Here is a 13,261-nt window from a genome sequence, read left to right as displayed (position 1 = left end):
AAGTAAGGTGCGGTTCCCGGGGTCGGCGTCGGCGACGTGACACGTTCCGGAGCCGTCGGTCGACGGGGGCGCGCCCGGTACGACTTTCCCCGCCCGCCCCGACCGGCGGGTATGGTCACCGACGCCCAGCAGGCGTGTTTCGAGGCCGGGATCAAGTTCGGCTCGCTGTACCACCAGTTCGCCGGCACGCCCGTCTCCCCGCGCAGCACCCGCTCGCTGGAGCGCGCCATCGCCGAGTCGATCGAGAACCAGCCGTTCTGCGAGTCCGTGACGGTCGCCATCGACGACGACGCCGTCGCCGCCGACGTCGGCCACGAGAACGGCTACACCGAGCTGTCGGGCCACCTGATGGAGGTGCAGATGCGGATCGTCTACGAGGGCGTCACCGCCCGCACCCGCATGGAGATGGAGGACGGCTACCCGCTGATGAAGCTCGTCGAGGTGGTCGACGCCGGCGCCGGGACCTAACGATCCGGCGACACGAGCGACGCGAACCGGGATTCCGCCCGGCACGGGAGGACTGCGACCGGATTTCACTTTCACTTTCGGGCGACCGTTTAAGAACGTCGGCGGAGAATCCGCGACCATGGCGCAGTCTACCTTCGACGACGACGACCTGTTCGGCGAGGCGGCCGACGAGATGCGCGCGGACGTGGAGGAGCACCTCGCGAGCGCGAAGGCGACGCTCCCGACGGCCGACGCCGTCTGGGAGACGGACGCGGACAACGTGCTCGGCGCGCTCAACGGCCTCCGGTCGGCGCTCGACACCGGCGACGCCGTCGAGGAGCTCCGGCAGGCGAAGAAGCAGTACGTGATGGGCGAGCGCGCCGGCGCGTTCGAGGACGACGAGGAGCTCGCCGACGAGATCGAGGCGCTCCAAGAGCTCGTCGAGACGCTGGAGGACGCCCACGAGCAGGTGGGCGAACTCGCCAGCCTCGTCCCGCAGCTCAAGAGCGACCTCGAGGACGCCCACGCCGGCGGCGTCGACGCCGAGGCCGACGCCGAGGCCGACGGCGAGGAGGAGGCGGAGGCGTAGTCTCCCGGGCCGTTCCCTCCTCGCCCGCCCGGTCCCGGTCCGTTCCGGGCCCCGCTCTACCGGTCCCGCGCGGCCACCGCGGCGGCGACGTCGACGAGCGCCGCGCTCGACCGCTCCACCAGTTCCTCGCCGAGCGCCGCCGTCCCCTCGCTCGGGTCCCCGACGACGCCGTTTTCGCTGAACTCGTCGCTGTCGTGCGCGAGGTTCACGCCCCGGACCCACTCCCCCCAGCGGTCGGCGCCGCCCGCCCGGGCCTCGGCCACGCGGTCCTCGCGGACGAGGTCGGGGGCGACGTGTCGCAGCGCCGCCGTCTCCAGCGGGCCGCCGTGGCCCATGCGGCCGGCGTGCTCGCCGACGGCGTCGAACCACGTGAACGACACCGCGTAGGCGTCGGTCGCGTCGTCACGGGAGACGCGGCGGGCGACCTCCGCGAGCGCCTCGACGTTGCCGCCGTGGCCGTTGACCAGCACGGTTCGGTCGACCCCGTGGACGGCGAGGCTCTCGACGGTCTCGCGGACGTACGCCCGGAAGGTGTCCGGCGAGACCCACAGCGTCCCGTCGAACGCCCGGTGTTCCTCGGCGACGCCGACGTGGACGGGCGGGGCGACGAGGAGGTCGCCCGCCGTCGCGCCGGCGTCGTCCGCTCCGTCGCCCCGCGCCTCCCACGTCGCCGCGGCCGCGTCGGCAACCGCCTGCGCGGTCAGCGAGTCCGTGCCGAGGGGCGCGTGCGGGCCGTGCTGTTCGGTGCTCCCGACCGGGAGCAGGGCGGCGGCGACGTCGGCGTCGCGGACCTCCGTCCACGTCGCGTCCGAGAGGTGCATACCGTGGCCTGTGCCCGCGACGACTTGTAGGCGGCTATGCCGGGGACGAACCGGGACGCGTCGGTCGCCTCCGGTCCCGGGTTCCGTGGGGGTTATGACCGGCGCGGTCCAACGCGCGGGTAATGGGTATCCTCGAGGACAAGGACAACGCGCGGCTGTTCTACAGGTACTTCTCGCGCGTCTACGACACGATCAACCCCTACATCTGGGACGACCGGATGCGCAATCAGGCGCTGGAGTGGTTCGACGCCGACCCCGACGACCGCGTGCTCGACGTCGGCGCGGGCACCGGCTTCGCCACCGAGGGGCTCCTCAACCACGTCGACGAGGTGTACGCCCTCGACCAGTCGCGCGGCCAGTTCGAGCAGGCGTTCCGCAAGTTCGGCAAACACGGGAAGGTCCACTTCCACATGGGCGACGCCGAGCGCCTCCCGTTCAAGGACGACACGTTCGACAAGCTGTGGTCGTCCGGGTCGATCGAGTACTGGCCCGACCCGGTCGCGGCGCTGCGGGAGTTCCGGCGCGTCACCAAGCCCGGCGGCACGGTCCTCGTCGTCGGGCCGGACTACCCGAAGCTGACGCCGTTCCAGAAGCTCGCCGACGCGATCATGCTGTTCTACGACGCCGAGGAGGCCGAGGCGATGTTCCGCGACGCCGGCTTCGAGGAGATGCGCCACTTCATCCAGCAGCGCCACCGCGGCACGCCGCGGGCGATCACGACCGTCGCGACGGTGCCGGCGGCCGACGCGACCGCGGCCGCCGAGACGACGGCGGCGACCGAGGAGCCGGCGGCCTCCGACGACTGACCGGCCGCCCCACGGCGGGCGCCGCCCGGTCGGGTCACCGGACGACCGCGCGCACGGTCGCCAGCCGGTGTTCGCCGACGTACAGCCGTGCCTCGACCGTCGCGTCCGCCTCCAGCCGCGGCGCGTTCGTGTCGGCGACGGTCAGGCTGGCCGACTCCCCGTGGTCCACCGCGCGTCGCCCGCGCGGTTGAACGGGCCGACCGGGCCGCTCCGGAACCCCCGCTGTGCGAAGAACGGCACGGCCGGCTGGTACCGCAGGCGCTCGCCGTCCACGAGGACGACGAGCCGGAGGTCGGTCACGTCGACGGCGTCGCCGCCGGCGTGGACGAACGTCAGCCGCGCCCCGTCCACGGAGAGGTCGACCGCCGCGGTCGTGGGGGCGCCGTCGGCGCGAGCCCCGCCGTCGCGGCGCCGACCGTCGCCGCCAGCGCGACCGCGACGAGGGCGAGCAGCGCGACGCCGACGGCGCCGGAGACGCCGCGGTCCGCGTACGAGGGAGTAGGGGCGGTGTGTCGCATCGGCTACCGACGGTGGCCGCGGTTCCGGTGATAAAGGCTCGTGCCGACACCGATGCGGGGAGGCTATCGGAGCCCCGCCGAGTCAGTCGTCCGTCGCGATCGACGCCGACGCGTTTCCGCCCCCGAACGTGTCGGCGACGGTCGTGGGCTCGACCGGGTCGACGCCGCGGAAGGAGACGTCCGTCGACCCGACTTCGACGACGGTGACGACGAACCCCGTCTGCGGCGAGACGGTCCAGAGGACGCCGTCGGCGCCGGTGGAACCGACCTCCGTGCTCGCCCCGTCGTCCGGTTGGATCTTCACGACCGCGTCGACCGGCTCCCCGGTCCGCGGGTCGACGACCTCGACGCGGAGCGGGCCGCCGGGGAAGGTCCTGTTCACGCGGAGCGTGAGGTCGAGCGTCCGCGTCACCGAGGGCCCGGTCTCGATGCCCGCCAACCGGACGCGCTGGTGTTCCATGAAGACGCGTTCGCTTCCGCCGTCGACGAACGCGGTCAGACTCCCGTTTCCGTACTGGAGGGACGAGATGTAGGTCCCGCCGGAGCCGATCGTCGCGACCCCTCCCTCGGCTGCCGCCGAGATCTCCGGATAGCTACGGACGGTTACGTTCTGCGCGGCCAGTTCGTCCACACCCCCCTGATCCCGATTCCGGAGGTCTTCGCGGAACGTCTCGCGTACGTACTCCCCGTCGGTTACCGTCGCCAACGTGACGCCGCTCTCCGTGGCTGCCACGTACACTCGGGTAGAGGCGCCCCGCTCGCCCGCGAGGGCGGCGGCCGTTCGCGATCGTACCGGCCCGTCGAACGTCCGGAGGTCGAACTCCAACTGCGTGACCCGGTCGTCTCCGAGGGTGAAGTCCGGTGTCTCCTCGGCGAGTCGGCCCAAGAGCTGGGCTCGGTCGTCGAGAACGACCGCTTCGGCCCGGAGCTCGGCGAGAGTAACGAGCAGCTGGCGCGCAGTGGTTTCGCCCGCGGAGTACGCGGCGATCGCGGTCCGGCGCTCGCTGTGGAGCGTGATCACGTCCTTCTCCACCTCGTTGAGGCCGTCGAGGATCCGGCGTTGCCGCTCGTCGCTCGTGTTGGCGCCCTCGATCCGATCACGAAGCGCGATCGTCTCGATCCGTCTCGCCGAGGCGTTCGCTCCGAAGTCGGTCGCCATCCCGGCGTCGATCGGGACGACGTCGACCTCGGCGGTGACGTCCTCGCTCCCGTTGAGCCCGAGCACGCGGAGGGTCCCGGTCGCGTTGTGCTCGCTCGTCGCCGCATTGGACTCCCCGGGGTCACCGGTCGCCGACACGCGATCGGCGTGACCGTGCGTCGCGGGGGTTCCGACGCCTACTGCGGCGAACATCAGGAGGGCCGCGAGGAGGACGGGGATAGCTCGCATCGACCTGTGATACCGACTCATCCGATAAAAAACCGCTCCACACGTCGAGTGCGAGGCTCCGTCGACGTGCGAGCAGGGGACCGGCGTCCTCGGATTACGTGGCACCGGCGCCCCCGATGGAAAGGGTTTTGCCAGAACACCAAGACTCGATTACATAGCATGCGGCACGTCGCCCTCCTCGCCGCGTTCGTGGTTCTCCTCTCGGCCGTCACGGGGCCGACGGTGGCTGTCGTAGCGGCGACACAGTCGGCTCCGGCGACGGCCCACGGTCCAGACGCGGCGCTGTCGCCGCCCGAGGCCGGGCCCGCGTCGGTCGCCGACCCCGGTCCCGAAGTCGAACAGGTCGGCGCGCTCGCGGTCGGCGCACCGACGACGAACTTCACCGTCGAACTCCGGTCGGACGCCTCCGCCCGCTGGACCGTCGAGACGCGGATCCCGCTGGAGACGGAGACCGACAGATCGGCGTTCCGCGAGTACGCACGGGCGTACGAGGACGGCACCGCCGACGGCGGGCCGTCGGCCGTCCTGTTCCGAAACGCCGCCGAGGCGGCCTCCGAAGCCACCGGCAGGGAGATGTCGGTCGGCCAGGTGAACCGGACGGCGACGCTGGCGAACGGCTCCGGGACGCTCGCGCTCCGGTTCACCTGGTCCGGCTTCCTCGCGACGGGCGAGAACGGCACGCTCGTCCTCGGCGACGCGTTCGCGACCCCCGGAAACGGGACGTGGCTCGGGTCGCTGTCGGCCTCACAGCAACTGGTCGTCGTTCCGCCGGCAAACTACGAGGTGAGCGACGTCTCCGACGGGTTCCGGCGGTCTATCAGCGACCGCCGGATCGTCGTCGAGGGCCCCCAGACGTTCTCGCAGGGCGACGTCCGGATCGCGTACTCGCCGGTCGGCGGTTCGGAGTTCCCGCTCGCGTGGGTGGTGGGCGGCGGCGCGGTACTCCTGGTCGTCGTCGCCGTCGTCGCCTACCGCCGCGGCGGCCTCCGGGCGGAGGTGCCCGGCCTCCCGACGCCGGCGTCCGAACCCGACGGCGGGGCCGACCCAGCCACGGCCGACGCCGGGGACGCCCCGTCGAACGGCGCCGACGACCCGGGGCCGACGACTCCCACGGTCGGCGCGGACGCCGGCGGCGCGGCCGCCGCGACGGAGTCCGGATCGACGGCGGCGTCAGCCGACGGGGCCAGCGAGGAGGACCTGGAACTCCTCTCCGACGAGGAACGCGTCGAACGCCTCCTCGAACGGAACGGCGGCCGGATGCGCCAGGGGGACATCGTCAGCGGCACCGGCTGGTCGGACGCGAAGGTCTCACAAGCTGCTGTCGGCGATGGACGACGAGGGCCGCATCGAGAAGCTCCGACTCGGCCGCGAGAACCTGATCTCGCTGGCCGACGAGGCGGACGGCGACGACGGCGACGACCCCCCGGGACGGACCCGGCCGCTGAGCCGCTCCCGCGCGCCCGGCGGGCGTCGCCGCCGGCGGTTCCGAAACCGTTTACCCCCGCCCCCGGCAAGGTTTGCGCGATGAAGATCCTCGTCACGGTCAAGGAGGTCGCGGAGGCGGCCGACGACTTCGCGATCGACGGGACGGACATCGGGGAGCAGTACCTCGAGTACGACCTCAACGAGTGGGACGACTACGCCGTCGAGGCGGCCGTCCAGCTCTCGGAGGCGCACGACGACGTGGAGACCGTCTCGGTCACCATCGGTCCCGAGCGCTCCGAGGAGACGATCCGGATGGCGCTCGCGAAGGGCGTCGACCGCGCGATCCGCGTGTGGGACGACGACGTCGCCGCGGCCGACCTCGACGTGGCCGCGAAGACGCGCCTCCTCGCGGCGGTTGTCGCCGACGAGGAGCCGGACCTCGTCCTCACGGGCGTGCAGGCGGCCGACGACGGGTTCGGCGCCACCGGCGTGTCGCTGGCCGACGAGATCGGGTTCGACTGGGCCGCCGTCGTCAACACGCTGGAGACGGCCGACGACCTCTCGATGGCGCACGTCCACCGCGAACTCGAAGGCGGCGTCGAGGAGCTGACCGACGTCGACTTCCCCGCCGTACTCACGGTCCAGACGGGCCTCAACGAGCCCCGCTACGCGAGTCTCCGCGGGATCCGGCAGGCGCAGAGCAAGGAGATCGCCGAGTACGGACTGGGCGACTTGGGGCTCGACGCCGGCGCGGTCGCCTCGCCGATCGAGCGCACCGCGATGTACGAGCCGGAGACGGAGTCCGACGCGACGTACTTCGACGGCCCAGCCGAGGAGCAGGCCGCGCAACTGGCTGACGTGCTCCGGAACAAGGGGGTGGTGTCGGAATGAGCGACGTCCTCGCGGTCGCCGACCACCGCCGCGGCGAGGTGCGCGACGTGAGCTTCGAGATCGTCCGCGCCGGTCGCGAGCTGGCGGCCGACCTCGGCGGCGACCTCCACCTCGCGGTGATCGCCGGCGACGTCGACGCCTTCGCGGACCGACTCTCGCTGGCGGGCGTCGACACGATCCACACCGTCGACGCGGGCGCGGAGTTCAACCACGACCTGTACGCCGGCGCGACCGCGGCGCTGTTCGAGGAGTTGGCGCCGACCGCGCTGCTCATGCCCAACTCGGTCAACGGACTCGACTACGCGCCGGCCGTGGCGAACCGCCTCGACCTCCCGCTGGTCGCCGACGCCGTGGGGCTGTCGTACGACGGCGGCCTCGAGGCGACCCGCGAGATGTACGGCTCGAAGGTCGCGACGACCGTCGCGGTCAGCGAGGAGCCGTTCGCGGTCACGGTCCGCGGCGGCGAGTGGGCGGCCGCCGAGGACGCCGCCGACGTCGCGGTCGAGCCGTTCGACTACGCGTTCGACGAGGCGACCTCCGGCGCCCGCGTGCAGGGGTTCCAGGAGGTCGGCGCCGGCGACGTCGACATCGCCGACGCGGAGTTCCTCGTCTCCGTCGGCCGCGGCATCGAGGAGGAGGAGAACCTCGAACTGATCGAGGGCTCGTCGAGGCGACCGGCGCGACGCTGTCCTCCTCGCGCCCCATCGTCGACAACGGCTGGCTCCCGAAGAACCGGCAGGTCGGCCAGTCCGGGAAGCAGGTGACGCCCGACGTGTACCTCGCGATCGGCATCTCCGGCGCCGTCCAGCACGTCGCCGGGATGAAGGGCGCCGAGACGATCATCGCGATCAACACCGACCCGAACGCGCCCATCTTCGACATCGCCGACTACGGTATCGTCGGCGACCTGTTCGACGTGGTCCCCGCGCTCATCGAGCAGTTCGAGTAGACGGCCCCCGGTTGCGGTCGCGGCTCCCGCTCCCGCATCCGGTACCCTCTTTTCCGCCCGGCCCCGTCTATCGGTCAATGGAGTATCTGGAGCGTCGGGTCGCCATGGCCGACGAACGCCTCGTCGAGGTGACCGGGGCGGTCGAACCCCCGGAACTCGGCGACGAGATCGAACACGTCGCGCTCGCGGGCGGCAAGCGCGTCCGGCCGACGGTGACGCTCCTCGCGTGCGAGGCCGCCGGCGGCGACCCCGAGGACGCGGTCGACTTCGCGGTCGGTGTCGAGCTCGTCCACAACGCCTCGCTGGTGATCGACGACATCATCGACCGCTCGGACGTCCGCCGCGGCACCCCCTCGGCGTGGGCGCAGTACGGCTACGGGCCCGCGATCGTCGCCTCCGACGGGATGCTCGGGGAGGCGTTCCACCTGTTCTCCGCGAACGAGCAGGCGATGCAGATCGTCGCCGAGGCGATGGTCGAGTTGGGCGAGGGCGAGGCGACCGAGCTGGTCGCGAAGCCGACGAACGAGGAGGAGTACATGACGCTCGCGCGCCGGAAGACGGGCGCGCTGTTCCGCGCGGCCGCCGAGCTGGGCGCCGTCGCCGCGGGCGCCGACGGCTTCACGATCGAGTCGTTCGGCGAGTACGCCGAGCGCGTCGGCGTCGCCTTCCAGATCCGCGACGACGTGCTCGACGCGACCGCCGACGCCGACGACCTCGGCAAGCCCACGGGCGTCGACGAGGCGGTCGACCGCCCCTCGCTGCTCCAGGTGACGGACCTCACGCCGGAGGAGGCCGACCGGCGCGCCCGCGACCAGTCGGAGCAGGCGCTGGAGGCGCTGGAGACCGCGGGCATCGGCGAGTCGGACGCGCGCGGCTACCTCCGGGACCTGGCGGAGTTCGTGGTCGTGCGGGAGCGATAGGCGGGCGGCGCGACCGGGGACGCCCCGCGGCCGTCGGGAGCCCTCCCCGCGGCGCCGGCGCGTGCGGGCAGCGGCGCCGGTCGACCGGTCGACACGGGCCGTCGGCGCCGTCCAGGCTGCCGGGGTGTCACGCAGCTACTACGTCGCGAGCGACGCTGTACCGCCCGATCGTCCGGGAACGACGAGTTCAAGTAACCCCGCGCTAAGTCCCGGCAACCCCGCCCTACCATGGCTGCCCCGCCGGCGATCGACGTCGACTCGGACCCCCGGGTGACCGGTGAGTTCGTCCGACAGCTCCCGGACGACGACGGGACGGTGACCCTCGTCGGCGTCGTCCACGACCACCCGGCGAGCGTCTACCGGGTTCGACACGTCCTCGCGGCCGTCGACCCGGAGGTGCTCGCGCTGGAACTCCCGCCGATCTCGCTGCCGCTGTTCGCACAGTACGCGGCGACCGAGGAGACGCCGCCCGCCCTCGGCGGCGAGATGAGCGCGGCGATCCAGGCCGCCGACGCGGCCACCGTCGTCGGCGTCGACCGACCGACGGGCGGCTTCTTCCGGCGGTTGGGCCGGACGCTGCTCCGGGAGCGGCCGCCGTTCGAGACGGTTCGAACGCTCGGCACTCGGATCGCCGGGACGACGACGCACGCGCTCGTCTGTCTGGCCGCCGCGGGCGTCGCCGCCGCCACCTCGGTTCGACTGGAGGTGGACGCCCCCACACCCCACGACGTCTCGTGGACGGACGCCCCCGCCGACCAAGCGAGCCACGAGCGCGAGCAGGTGGACCGCTGCCGTTCGTTCATGGACGCCTTCCGGACCGCGAGCCGGTCCCGGGCCTCCCGGATCGAGGACGCCGCCCGGGAGGCGTCGATGGCCGCACGGCTCCGGGACCTCCGCGGGGACGGAGCCGACGTCGTCGCCGTCGTCGGCATCGACCACGTCGAGCCGCTGGCGGACGGCTTGGACGACGCCCCCGAGTGACCCCGCGCGCCCCCGGCGGCGTCGCGGGTACGACGGCCGCGTCCGAACTCGGGATCCAACCGGGACCACCGGGCAGCGAACCGGTCGACTACCGGCCGAGTACGGTCGGCCGACTCCGGCGTAGCACGCCGTTGTTCGCGGTGTCGAGCGTGTACGATGGGAATAACAATCGCCGCACGACGTGTGCGTCCGAGCGCGATGGACCGAAATCACGTCACCGAAGAGGACGAAGGCAAAGCGGTCGTCGACTCCGGCGGCCGGAAGATCGGGATGATCACGGAAGTGAAGTCCGGAACCGCGTACGTGGACGCCGACCCCGGGATCGGCGACTCGATCCGATCGAAACTCGGCTGGGGCGCCGCGGACGAGGACGACTACCCCCTCGACGAGAGCCGCATCCACACGATCACCGACGACGAAGTCCGACTCACGGACAGTTTCTGAGCGCCGCCGCTGCGCGGCGTCGGTTTTTTCACGGACGGTCGCCGTCCAGCGTCGTCTCCGTCGGCTGCCGGCGCGGCGGACTACGGCCGGCCGGACGACGTCGGCGGCAGCGGTGACAGGGCTCCCCGGGGTCGCTGTCGACAATGTGACCGGACCCGGGAGCGAAGCGGTCGGGGGACCGCGACGCGGGGGCCGTCAGTAGAACTCGCGGACCAGATCCATCGCGCCCTCGGGGGCGCCGTCGTGGTCGATGTCGCTCATGTCGGCGTCGAGGCCGTGGGTCTCGCCGTACGGCACGGAGTCCTCGTCCCGGTAGAGAACGCCCATGTACTCCTTGCCGGAGTCGAGCACCTTCTCCTTGGCCGCCTCGCGGTCGGTCGGGTCGTAGTCCGTCTCCGCCAGGTCGACCAGCGAGTCGCGGAAGTAGTCGTACGTGTCGACGTCGTTGAACGTGACGCACGGCGAGAACACGTTGACGAAGCCGAAGCCGTCGTGCTCGATCGCCTGCTGGACGATCTCCTGGTGGCGCAGGGCGTCGCTGGAGAACGACTGGGCGATGAACGTCGCGCCCGAGGCGAGCGCGAGCGCGAGCGGGTTGACGGGGGGCTGCTGTGGGCCTTCGGGCGTCGTCGAGGTCTCGAAGTCCTCGCGCGAGGTCGGGGAGGCCTGCCCCTTCGTGAGCCCGTAGATGCGGTTGTCCATCACGACGTAGCTCATGTCGACGTTGCGACGGACGGCGTGGACGAAGTGGCCCGCGCCGATGGAGTAGCCGTCGCCGTCGCCGCCCGCGACCATCACTTCCAGGTCGGGGTTGGCCATCTTCACGCCCGCGCCGACCGGGAGCGCGCGGCCGTGGACGCCGTGGATGGCGTAGCTGTGCATGTACGTGCCGATCTTGCCCGAACAGCCGATGCCGGCGACCACGAACGTGTTGTCGGGGTCGTTGCCCGTCTCCGCGAGCGCCTTCATCATGCCGTTCATCGTCCCGAAGTCGCCGCAGCCGGGACACCACGTGGGCTGTTTGTCGGATTTGAAGTCCGTGAACCTGACCTGTGAACTCATGCTTCCACCTCCTGCCCCTCGCCGGCGAGGGTCTCCTTGATGTCGTTCGCGAGCTCGTCCGCCTTGAACTGCACGCCGTCGTACTTGTTGATCCGCTGCACGCGCCGGAGCGTGTCGTGTTCGACCACGTCGGCGAACTGCCCCGTGGCGTTACACTCGACGACGACGACCTGGTCGGCCGCCTCGAACTCCTCGGTGAGGTCGGCGCGCGGGAAGATGTACGGGCACGAGAGGATGCGCACGTCGACCTCGTCGTCGTCGAGGTACTCCAGCGCCTCCACGAGCGTCCCCTCGTTGGAGCCCCACGTCACGACCAGGTTGTCGGCGTCGGGGTTGCCGAACTCCCGCGGCGAGAAGTCCTCGCGCTCGCGGGCGGTCTCGACCTTCCGGGCGCGCTTGTCGACCTGTTTGACGCGCATCTCGGTGTCCTCGGTCCGGCGACCCTGCTCGTCGTGTTCGAGGCCGGTGGACATGTGCGCGCCGCCGGCGGTGCCGGGGAACGCGCGCGGCGAGACGCCGTCCTCGGTGATCTCGTGGGGCTTGAAGCCGCCGGACTCGGTCTGGTGGTCCTCGATCGTGTCCTCGTCGACGACCTTGCCGCGGTCGATCTCGACGGCGTCCATGTCGAACGCCTCCGGCTCGAACGTCTGTTCGGTGACCGCCATCGCGAGGTCGGCCGCGAGGTAGACGGGCGTCTGGTACTTCTCGGCGAGGTTGAACGCCTCGACGGTCTTCCAGAAGCACTCGTTGACCGTGGTCGGGGCGAGCACGAACCGCGGGATCTCGCCGTGGCCGCCGTACAGCATCATGTTGAGGTCGCCCTGCTCCTGCTTGGTCGGCATCCCGGTGGAGGGGCCCGAGCGCATCACGTCGACGACGACCAGCGGGGTCTCGGACGTGGCGACGAGGCCGAACGTCTCGGCCATCAGGTCGATGCCCGGGCCGGAGGTGGCGGTCATCGAGCGGGCGCCCGCGCGGGCGGCGCCGAGCGCGAGGTTGATCGCGGCGAGTTCGTCCTCCGCCTGGACGACGTGGCCGCCGAAGTGCTCGATGCGCCCCTTCAGGTACGTCATCACGTCCGTCGCGGGCGTGATGGGGTAGCCGGCGTAGTACTTACAGCCGGCGGCGATGGCGCCCATGCCGATCGCCTCGTCCCCGTTGAGGAGGACGTAGTCGTTGTCGGTCGTCTCCAGGTCGTAGTCGAGGTCGGCGTCGGGGTAGTTCTCCTGAACGTACTCCTGGCCGAGGCGGGCGGCCTGCTTGTTGTTCTCGACGATCGCTTGTCCCTTGTCGCCGAAGCGCTTCTTCAGCGAGGAGTCGAGGTGCTCGATGTCGAAGCTCGTCGCCTCACACGCCGCGCCCAGCGCGACGACGTTGCGCATGATGGCGCCGCCGGCGTCCTCCGCGAGCGACTTGAGCGGCACGTCGAGGTCGACCATCCCGTCGGGGATCTCGACGTCGGCCATGGTCGTGCGGTCGCCGTCGTAGATGATGACCGAGCCCTCGTGCAGTTCGTCCATGTTCTCCTCGATCGTGCGCGGCGTGAGCGCCACGAGGACGTCGAGGCGGTCGACGACGGATCGGACCTTCTCGGTGGACGTCCGGACCTTGTAGGCGGTGTACCCGCCGCGGATCCGGGAGGCGAAGTCCTTCGAGGTGAAGACGTGTCGACCCGCCCGGGAGAGCGCCTGCGCGAAGATCTTCCCGGTGGAGTCGATGCCATCGCCGGCCTCCCCGCCGATGGCCCAATTGAAGTCCGCTGGCATACTGGTCACCCCTTCCCACGGTCGGTGGAAAAGCCTTCTGAAAGGGGGGATGCGGCGGTTCCGGCCGATCGACGGACGAACGAACTCCGATCCGAAACTGCGTGAACCGAACGGTCGGAACACGCGTTCGAACCGTACGAACGATCGGTTCTGGGGCGGATCCTCGGGCGGCGAAGCGCCCGGCCGCCGGGGGCGACGAACGCCGTCCGCCACGCGTCCGTGGCGACTTCGACTGGCGACGTCGGTCGGCGCTCG

General features: G+C 71.4%; 14 protein-coding genes and 3 pseudogenes. 10 read left to right on the top strand and 7 right to left on the bottom strand.

The features are described 5' to 3' along the window. Window positions 1-111 precede the first annotated feature (111 nt). Window positions 112-468: a dihydroneopterin aldolase family protein gene (locus P0R35_RS08550; RefSeq protein ID WP_284012090.1), complete on the top strand. Its 357-nt coding sequence runs from the start codon at window positions 112-114 to the stop codon at window positions 466-468. Window positions 469-586: 118 nt separating this feature from the next. Then, complete coding sequence (locus P0R35_RS08545; RefSeq protein WP_284012089.1) at window positions 587-1,036, top strand: DUF5790 family protein; 450 nt, start codon at window positions 587-589, stop codon at window positions 1,034-1,036. Between the two features lie 56 nt (window positions 1,037-1,092). Here the strand turns inward: P0R35_RS08545 and P0R35_RS08540 are convergent, their stop codons facing one another. Next, the gene (locus P0R35_RS08540) at window positions 1,093-1,857 is read right to left on the bottom strand and encodes a creatininase family protein (RefSeq protein WP_284012088.1); all 765 of its coding nucleotides are present in this window, start codon (window positions 1,855-1,857) and stop codon (window positions 1,093-1,095) included. A gap of 122 nt (window positions 1,858-1,979) precedes the next feature. On the opposite strand from P0R35_RS08540, the gene P0R35_RS08535 reads away from it, so the two are divergent. Then, window positions 1,980-2,663, top strand: coding sequence for a methyltransferase domain-containing protein (locus P0R35_RS08535; protein WP_284012087.1), 684 nt, complete (start codon window positions 1,980-1,982; stop codon window positions 2,661-2,663). Window positions 2,664-2,697: 34 nt separating this feature from the next. On the opposite strand, the gene P0R35_RS08530 is transcribed toward P0R35_RS08535, so the two are convergent. The 4 genes from P0R35_RS08530 to P0R35_RS08515 form a co-directional block, all read right to left on the bottom strand. Beyond that, window positions 2,698-2,832 (bottom strand): hypothetical protein, encoded by a 135-nt coding sequence (locus P0R35_RS08530; RefSeq protein ID WP_284012086.1) that lies wholly within the window; start codon window positions 2,830-2,832, stop codon window positions 2,698-2,700. Continuing rightward, window positions 2,805-3,014 carry a hypothetical protein gene (locus P0R35_RS08525; RefSeq protein ID WP_284012085.1) on the bottom strand — a complete coding sequence of 70 codons (210 nt, stop codon included), beginning with the start codon at window positions 3,012-3,014 and terminating at the stop codon, window positions 2,805-2,807. The genes P0R35_RS08530 and P0R35_RS08525 overlap by 28 nt, the downstream gene beginning before the upstream one ends. Beyond that, complete coding sequence (locus tag P0R35_RS08520; RefSeq protein ID WP_284012084.1) at window positions 2,996-3,181, bottom strand: hypothetical protein; 186 nt, start codon at window positions 3,179-3,181, stop codon at window positions 2,996-2,998. The genes P0R35_RS08525 and P0R35_RS08520 overlap by 19 nt, the downstream gene beginning before the upstream one ends. 82 nt (window positions 3,182-3,263) lie before the next feature. Continuing rightward, window positions 3,264-4,568: a DUF7096 domain-containing protein gene (locus tag P0R35_RS08515; protein ID WP_284012083.1), complete on the bottom strand. Its 1,305-nt coding sequence runs from the start codon at window positions 4,566-4,568 to the stop codon at window positions 3,264-3,266. Between the two features lie 159 nt (window positions 4,569-4,727). On the opposite strand from P0R35_RS08515, the pseudogene P0R35_RS16630 reads away from it, so the two are divergent. From P0R35_RS16630 to P0R35_RS08490, 7 genes and pseudogenes are all read left to right on the top strand, one after another. Further along, window positions 4,728-5,288 (top strand): annotated as a pseudogene (locus P0R35_RS16630) (DUF7345 domain-containing protein); the annotation flags it as partial. A 396-nt stretch (window positions 5,289-5,684) separates the two neighbouring features. Then, window positions 5,685-5,979 (top strand): annotated as a pseudogene (locus P0R35_RS16625) (helix-turn-helix transcriptional regulator); the annotation flags it as partial. Window positions 5,980-6,092: 113 nt separating this feature from the next. Continuing rightward, on the top strand, window positions 6,093-6,884 hold the full coding sequence (locus P0R35_RS08510) for an electron transfer flavoprotein subunit beta/FixA family protein (protein WP_284014590.1): 792 nt from the start codon (window positions 6,093-6,095) through the stop codon (window positions 6,882-6,884). Then, window positions 6,881-7,833: pseudogene (locus P0R35_RS08505) on the top strand (electron transfer flavoprotein subunit alpha/FixB family protein). Before P0R35_RS08510 ends, P0R35_RS08505 begins: the two are co-directional and overlap by 4 nt. A 77-nt stretch (window positions 7,834-7,910) precedes the next feature. Continuing rightward, complete coding sequence (locus P0R35_RS08500; protein WP_284012082.1) at window positions 7,911-8,753, top strand: polyprenyl synthetase family protein; 843 nt, start codon at window positions 7,911-7,913, stop codon at window positions 8,751-8,753. Between the two features lie 228 nt (window positions 8,754-8,981). Continuing rightward, a complete protein-coding gene (locus tag P0R35_RS08495) occupies window positions 8,982-9,734 on the top strand; it encodes a hypothetical protein (protein WP_284012081.1) in 753 nt (250 codons plus the stop codon). Window positions 9,735-9,932: 198 nt separating this feature from the next. Continuing rightward, window positions 9,933-10,178 carry a DUF8593 domain-containing protein gene (locus P0R35_RS08490; RefSeq protein WP_284012080.1) on the top strand — a complete coding sequence of 82 codons (246 nt, stop codon included), beginning with the start codon at window positions 9,933-9,935 and terminating at the stop codon, window positions 10,176-10,178. A gap of 195 nt (window positions 10,179-10,373) precedes the next feature. On the opposite strand, the gene P0R35_RS08485 is transcribed toward P0R35_RS08490, so the two are convergent. Both P0R35_RS08485 and P0R35_RS08480 read right to left on the bottom strand, forming a co-directional pair. Next, window positions 10,374-11,240 (bottom strand): 2-oxoacid:ferredoxin oxidoreductase subunit beta, encoded by an 867-nt coding sequence (locus P0R35_RS08485; protein WP_284012079.1) that lies wholly within the window; start codon window positions 11,238-11,240, stop codon window positions 10,374-10,376. After that, on the bottom strand, window positions 11,237-13,006 hold the full coding sequence (locus tag P0R35_RS08480; protein WP_284012078.1) for a 2-oxoacid:acceptor oxidoreductase subunit alpha: 1,770 nt from the start codon (window positions 13,004-13,006) through the stop codon (window positions 11,237-11,239). The genes P0R35_RS08485 and P0R35_RS08480 overlap by 4 nt, the downstream gene beginning before the upstream one ends. Window positions 13,007-13,261: the final 255 nt, after the last annotated feature.

Origin of the sequence: Halobaculum litoreum (genome assembly GCF_030127125.1) — an archaeon.
Taxonomy (GTDB): Archaea; Halobacteriota; Halobacteria; order Halobacteriales; family Haloferacaceae; genus Halobaculum; species Halobaculum litoreum.
The sequence above is the reverse complement of the archived record's forward strand: the minus strand, read 5'-3'. Positions and strand labels throughout refer to the sequence as shown.

Excerpts from the sequence above, each read along its gene's own strand:
- P0R35_RS08540 (WP_284012088.1), bottom strand. The coding sequence starts at position 1,857 with ATGCACCTCTCGGACGCGACGTGGACGGAGGTCCGCGACGCCGACGTC.
- P0R35_RS08510 (WP_284014590.1), top strand. The coding sequence starts at position 6,093 with ATGAAGATCCTCGTCACGGTCAAGGAGGTCGCGGAGGCGGCCGACGAC.
- P0R35_RS08535 (WP_284012087.1), top strand. The coding sequence starts at position 1,980 with ATGGGTATCCTCGAGGACAAGGACAACGCGCGGCTGTTCTACAGGTAC.
- P0R35_RS08545 (WP_284012089.1), top strand. The coding sequence starts at position 587 with ATGGCGCAGTCTACCTTCGACGACGACGACCTGTTCGGCGAGGCGGCC.
- P0R35_RS08550 (WP_284012090.1), top strand. The coding sequence starts at position 112 with ATGGTCACCGACGCCCAGCAGGCGTGTTTCGAGGCCGGGATCAAGTTC.
- P0R35_RS08495 (WP_284012081.1), top strand. The coding sequence starts at position 8,982 with ATGGCTGCCCCGCCGGCGATCGACGTCGACTCGGACCCCCGGGTGACC.
- P0R35_RS08480 (WP_284012078.1), bottom strand. The coding sequence starts at position 13,006 with ATGCCAGCGGACTTCAATTGGGCCATCGGCGGGGAGGCCGGCGATGGC.
- P0R35_RS08515 (WP_284012083.1), bottom strand. The coding sequence starts at position 4,568 with ATGCGAGCTATCCCCGTCCTCCTCGCGGCCCTCCTGATGTTCGCCGCA.
- P0R35_RS08485 (WP_284012079.1), bottom strand. The coding sequence starts at position 11,240 with ATGAGTTCACAGGTCAGGTTCACGGACTTCAAATCCGACAAACAGCCC.
- P0R35_RS08520 (WP_284012084.1), bottom strand. The coding sequence starts at position 3,181 with ATGCGACACACCGCCCCTACTCCCTCGTACGCGGACCGCGGCGTCTCC.
- P0R35_RS08500 (WP_284012082.1), top strand. The coding sequence starts at position 7,911 with ATGGAGTATCTGGAGCGTCGGGTCGCCATGGCCGACGAACGCCTCGTC.
- P0R35_RS08490 (WP_284012080.1), top strand. The coding sequence starts at position 9,933 with ATGGACCGAAATCACGTCACCGAAGAGGACGAAGGCAAAGCGGTCGTC.